Source organism: Lysobacter sp. 1R34A (assembly GCF_051217035.1).
GTDB lineage: Bacteria > Pseudomonadota > Gammaproteobacteria > Xanthomonadales > Xanthomonadaceae > Lysobacter.
This window is the reverse complement of the sequence record NZ_JBPKJP010000169.1, coordinates 1-4,939: the sequence shown is the minus strand read 5'-3', so window position 1 is coordinate 4,939 and position 4,939 is coordinate 1. Positions and strand designations below refer to the sequence as shown.

Sequence of the window (4,939 nt, the reverse complement as noted above, 5' to 3'; positions counted from 1 at the left end):
GGCGGCTGTGGACGGCGCTGGCGCATACCCGCCTGCAACGCGGCGATGCGGCCCGGCCGTTGTCGCCGTGGACCGCGCTGCTGGCGGCCTGGCGCGGCGCCCGCAACTGACCGTTGCAGGGCCGGGCAGGGGGCGTCCGGCCCGCGGGGGCTAGAATGGCGGCGTTGCGTTCCCCCCACGCGCCCCCATTGTTGCCGTCGTGAATCCTCCCCAGACCCCCACCGCACTGAAGCCCGTCCTGCCCGATGTCGCCTTCGACGCCGCCGCCGCGGCGCGACCGCTCGACTGGGTCGGGATGTCCAACATCGCCTTGCCGCTGCGGATCGCCGCGGCCGACGGCAGCCCGATCCAGGTCGCGGCCTCGGTCGACGTTTCGGTGAATCTGCGCGACGCCGACGCGCGCGGCATCCACATGTCGCGCATGTACCTGCACCTGCAGAACGCCTTCGCCAGCGAGACGGTGACGCCGGCCGGACTGCGCCGGGTGCTGCAGAGCCTGGTCGACGGCCAGGGCGGCATTTCCAGCGCCGCGCGCCTGGTCCTGCGCTACGAGCAACTGTTGCTGCGTCCGGCGCTGGCCAGCCACAACGCCGGCTGGAAGCGCTACCCGGTCGAGATCGACGCGCGCCTGCTCGACGGGCACCTGCACCTGGGCCTGCGTTTCGCGGTCGAATACTCCAGCACCTGTCCGGCCTCGGCGGCGCTGTCGCGCCAGCTCAACGCTCAACGTTTTGCCGACGATTTCGCTGCCGCGCATCCGCTGTCGACTGCGGTGGTCAGCGACTGGCTGGCCTCCGAGCGCGGCCTGGCGGCGACGCCGCACGCCCAGCGCAGCCGCGCCGACGTGCGCGTCGAGCTGCGTCCGGCGTTCGACGAAGTGCCGCTGGTGGCCTTGATCGACGCGATCGAACAGGCGCTCGGCACGCCGGTGCAGACCGCGGTCAAGCGCGAAGACGAGCAGGCTTTCGCCCGTCTCAACGCGGAAAACCTGATGTTCTGCGAAGACGCCGCGCGCCGCGTCGCCGCGGTCTTGTCCCGCGACAAACGCATCGAAACCTTCGATGCGCAGATCGCCCATTTCGAAAGCCTGCACGCGCACGACGCCGTCGCCCGGGTCACCGGCCACGGCGCCCGCGACTGAGCGCCGGCCGGCGGCGGTCGGCGTTCGATGGGCAATGCTCGGCAGCCCGCCTCGCATGACCGGCGTCGAGCGTTCGCGCCCGACGCCTGAGTCGGGCGAGCTGCCTCCGACGGGCCGCGCCTGACGGTCCACATCCGGCGGCCACATCCGGCGGCACGACGCGGCAATGTCCTACGGACCGCCGGCATCGCGCCGAGCCGGCGGACGTGTAGCATCGCCTGCGAGCCACGGCAGGATCGCTGCGGCAATGCATGGAGGCGTGGGCGAGTGCACAGATTCAAGGCCCAAACCGTGACGGCCCCCTCCCCCGGAGCGCGAGGCCCATGGGCTATGCTCGGTTCACCAGACTTGTGACCGGAAGGGGCATGGGGAAACCCTCGCGTCGAGCCTGGCAGACCCTGTTGGTGCTGCTGGGAATGTGGGTGGCGACGATCGTGTCGGCGCAATCCTTGGGCCTGGCTTCGCCGGGCCGCGCCTCCTATGCGTCGCCGTCGCTGAGTCTGTCCCGCCTGGGCCAGGACCCGGTGCCGGCGCGGATACTCGGGGGCGAATTCGATCGCGAGTTCCAGGCGGTGCCCGGCCAGCAGATCACGGCGCCGCGGCGCCAGCCGGTGTGGTGGCGGGTGACGGTCAACCAGGACGTCCCCGGGGCCGACGCGCCGCAACTGGTGATCAGCCGGCCGTACCGGCGCGAGATCGAACTGTGGCGGCCGGGCGACGCAGTGCCGCTGCGGCGCTCGATCTACGGGCCCGACACCGACTTCAGCCATTCCACCCGCTTCATCGTGTTTCCGTTGCCGAACGGTTTGCGCCGCGGCGATTCGCTGTACCTGCGCATGCTCACGGTCGACGTGCTGCCGTCGAAGGTGACGATCCAGCCGCTGGCGAAAGTGCAGCGCGAGGACATGCTGCACGTGGGCTTGCGCAGCATCGTGCTGACCGCGATGGGGGTGGCGGCGGTGCTCGCGTTCGGCTTCTGGGCCGGCCTGCGCGAGCGCGGCTACGCTTACCTCGGCCTGACCCTGGTCCTGCAGATCCTGACCCTGACCGCCGACGGCGGCGAGATGCGGGCGATTCCCTGGCTCGACGAAATCGCCCCGGACGGGCGCACCAACGTCGTGCTCAATACCGCGGCGGTGCTCGCCAGCATCCGCTTCCTGATCTTCTTCCTCGGCCTGCGCACCACCCAGCCGAAGGTCGCGCGCATTCTCGACTACTGCAGCGTCTCGCTCGGCGCCTTGCTGCTGGTGTCGCTGTTCCGTACCTGGAAGCACAGCGCGCTGTTCGGCAACCTCAATCTGCTGCTGGTCATCGCGCTGGTGCTGTACTGCACCGTGGTGGCGATCTGGCGGCGACAGCGCGAAGCCTATTTCCTGTTGCTGGCGTGGTCGCCGTTGATGGTGCTGCTGGTGGTGCTGGTCGGCGCCAATCACCAGTGGTGGCCGGAATACGCCTGGCTGGAATATGCGTTTCCGATCGGCCTGGCGTTCGGCGGGCTCGGCCTGCTGCTCGGCCTGACCTCGAAGCTGCAACAGCTGCGGCGCGACCGCGACACCGCCAACCGCCTGGCCACCTACGACAGCCTGACCGGGGCGATGACCCGCGCGGCGATCTCGCAGAGCCTGCGCGGCGCGGTCGACAGCGCGCACCGCTCGCACCGGCCCTTGTCGGTGGTGTTCTTCGACATCGACCACTTCAAGCGCATCAACGACGAACACGGCCACCGCGTCGGCGACGAAACCCTGCGCATCGTCGCCTTGCGCACCCGCAACCGCTTGCGGGCCTACGACCTGTTCGGCCGCTACGGCGGCGACGAAGTGCTGGTGGTGCTGGCCGACACCTATCTGCGCGATGCGATCCGGGTCGCCGAGCACCTGCGCGAATCGGTCAGCGGCAGTCCGCTGTCGATCGACGGGCGTTTGTTGCCGGTCAGCCTGAGTCTCGGCGTGGCCGAGCTGCGCACCGGCGAAACCCCGGAGCAGTTGCTCGAACGCGCCGATGCCGCGCTGTACGCCAGCAAGTCGGCCGGCCGCGACCGGGTCACCGGCCACAGCGTCGAGCCCGAGCGCGAGGTGATGGCGTGAACCGGCCGGACGGCCTGGACACCGACGGGGATACGGCCACCGTCTCGGCCGCGCAGTTGCGCACCGGCGATCTGTTGCTGATGCGCGGCCGCAGCGAGCTGGCGAGTCTGAGCGCCTGGTTCGGCGACAGCGTCTACGACCATGTGGCCCTGGTCGGCCGCGCCGGTTGCGTGATCGATTTCGGCGCCGGCGGCGTGGTCGAGCCGGCCCTGGACGAGTGCCTCGCCGCTGCCGACCCGATCGCGGTCGACGTGCGCCGGCCGCTGTCGGGGCAGGGCGAGGACCTGCAGGACAACGATCGCATCGCCGTGCTCGCGCATGCCTTGTCCCTGCGCCGGCCGAACTATGCCGGCGATCCCTTGCGCGCGCTCGGCGTGCTCGCCGCGGTGCGCGAGCGCGAGCTGCCGCCGCAGGCGGCCTTGCGCCGGGTGCTGTACGAAGCCTTGCAGCGGGTCGCCCGCGCCGGCGCCGATGCGATGACCGCGAGCGAATTCGTCTACCGCTGTTTCGCCGAGAACCCGGTGCAGCCGCCCGGGCGCCTGGCGCCGCAGCTGACCCCGATGGCGGCGCGCGCCGCGCCGTTTCCGCAGCTCGACTGGCCGGCGCTGTGGGAACAGATCGCGCCGTGGTTGCCCGAAGAGCGCCGCCTGCCGCCCTCGTTCGACAGCGACGGCATCGACGAGAGCGATTTCTATATCGCCCTGACCGCGGCGCGTTCGCGGCTCGGCCTGATCTCGACCGGCGCCGGCCTGCTCGCGGCGGGCCCGCGCCAGCCGAATCCGAAATGGCTGCGCCTGTGCGAGCTGGAACGCTCGCCGTCGTATCAGCCGCTCGGACGCCTGTATCCGGCGCCCGCCGCGGCCTGAGCGTTCAGCGCCTCAGGGCGTCGCCGCTTTCGCCGCTGCTTTCGTGGCCTGCGTGGCCTGGCCGCGCTCCAGCACCAGCAGCGGGTCGACCCGCACATCGAACCAGTTCATGCCCCAGTGCAGATGCGGGCCGGTCGCGCGCCCGGTCGCGCCGACCGCGCCGAGGGTCTGGCCCTGGGCGACGCGGTCGCCGACTTTGACGTCGATGCGCGACAGGTGCAGGAAGTTCGAACTGACCCCGTGGCCGTGGTCGAGCAATACCGTGCCGCCGGTCAGGTACAGGCCGGGCTTGGCGAAGGTGACGAGGCCGGCGGCCGGCGCCAGGATCGCGGTGCCGGTCGGCGCGGCGATGTCCATGCCGGAATGGCCCGAGCCTTTCTGGCCGTTGTAGACCCGCTGATTGCCGAACCGGCCGCTGATGCGGCCGCGCACCGGCCAGACGAAGGGCTGGGCGAAATCGGCGCGGTCGTCGTCGCGGGCGCGCGCGGCGGTGACTTCGGCCTGCTCGCGTTCGATCCGCGCGGCGATCTCCGGCGGCGGATTGACCGTCTTGGGCGGCACGCCCTGGATGTACTCGGTCGGAAAATCGCGCGGCGTCACTGCGATGCGCACCGTCTCGATGCGGCCCGGCGCGGTCTCGACCTGCAAGGCGAGGGTGCCGGTGGCCTCGCGGCCGACTCCGAACACCACCGTGCCGTAGCCGGTGCTGCGCAGGACGCGCTCGCCGTAGCGCACCACGCTGCCGGCGGGGACCTTGCCGATCACCAGCGCGCCCTGTTGCGCCGCCGGCGGAAACACGATGCGGGCATCGGCCGCTGCGCGCGCGGGCGCGGCGGCCGGCGCGGTTT

General features: G+C 71.3%; 4 protein-coding genes. 3 read left to right on the top strand and 1 reads right to left on the bottom strand.

All coding sequences use genetic code 11. From position 1 onward, the window contains the following. Nucleotides 1-199: 199 nt before the first annotated feature. The 3 genes from folE2 to ACSAMQ_RS19945 all read left to right on the top strand — a co-directional run bounded on the left by folE2 (nucleotide 200) and on the right by ACSAMQ_RS19945 (nucleotide 4,091). Entirely contained in the window at nucleotides 200-1,141 is a 942-nt protein-coding gene (folE2, locus tag ACSAMQ_RS19955) for a GTP cyclohydrolase FolE2 (RefSeq protein ID WP_435397329.1), read from the top strand. Between the two features lie 365 nt (nucleotides 1,142-1,506). Beyond that, nucleotides 1,507-3,225 carry a diguanylate cyclase gene (locus ACSAMQ_RS19950; protein WP_435397328.1) on the top strand — a complete coding sequence of 573 codons (1,719 nt, stop codon included), beginning with the start codon at nucleotides 1,507-1,509 and terminating at the stop codon, nucleotides 3,223-3,225. Next, on the top strand, nucleotides 3,222-4,091 hold the full coding sequence (locus ACSAMQ_RS19945) for a hypothetical protein (RefSeq protein ID WP_435397327.1): 870 nt from the start codon (nucleotides 3,222-3,224) through the stop codon (nucleotides 4,089-4,091). Before ACSAMQ_RS19950 ends, ACSAMQ_RS19945 begins: the two co-directional genes overlap by 4 nt. Nucleotides 4,092-4,103: 12 nt before the next feature. On the opposite strand, the gene ACSAMQ_RS19940 is transcribed toward ACSAMQ_RS19945, so the two are convergent. Beyond that, nucleotides 4,104-4,939: M23 family metallopeptidase (locus tag ACSAMQ_RS19940; RefSeq protein ID WP_435397326.1), on the bottom strand; the 836-nt coding region annotated here is incomplete at its 5' end.

What these genes read in the sequence shown, in the direction of transcription:
- ACSAMQ_RS19950 (WP_435397328.1), top strand. Translation starts at nt 1,507, where the DNA reads ATGGGGAAACCCTCGCGTCGAGCCTGGCAGACCCTGTTGGTGCTGCTG.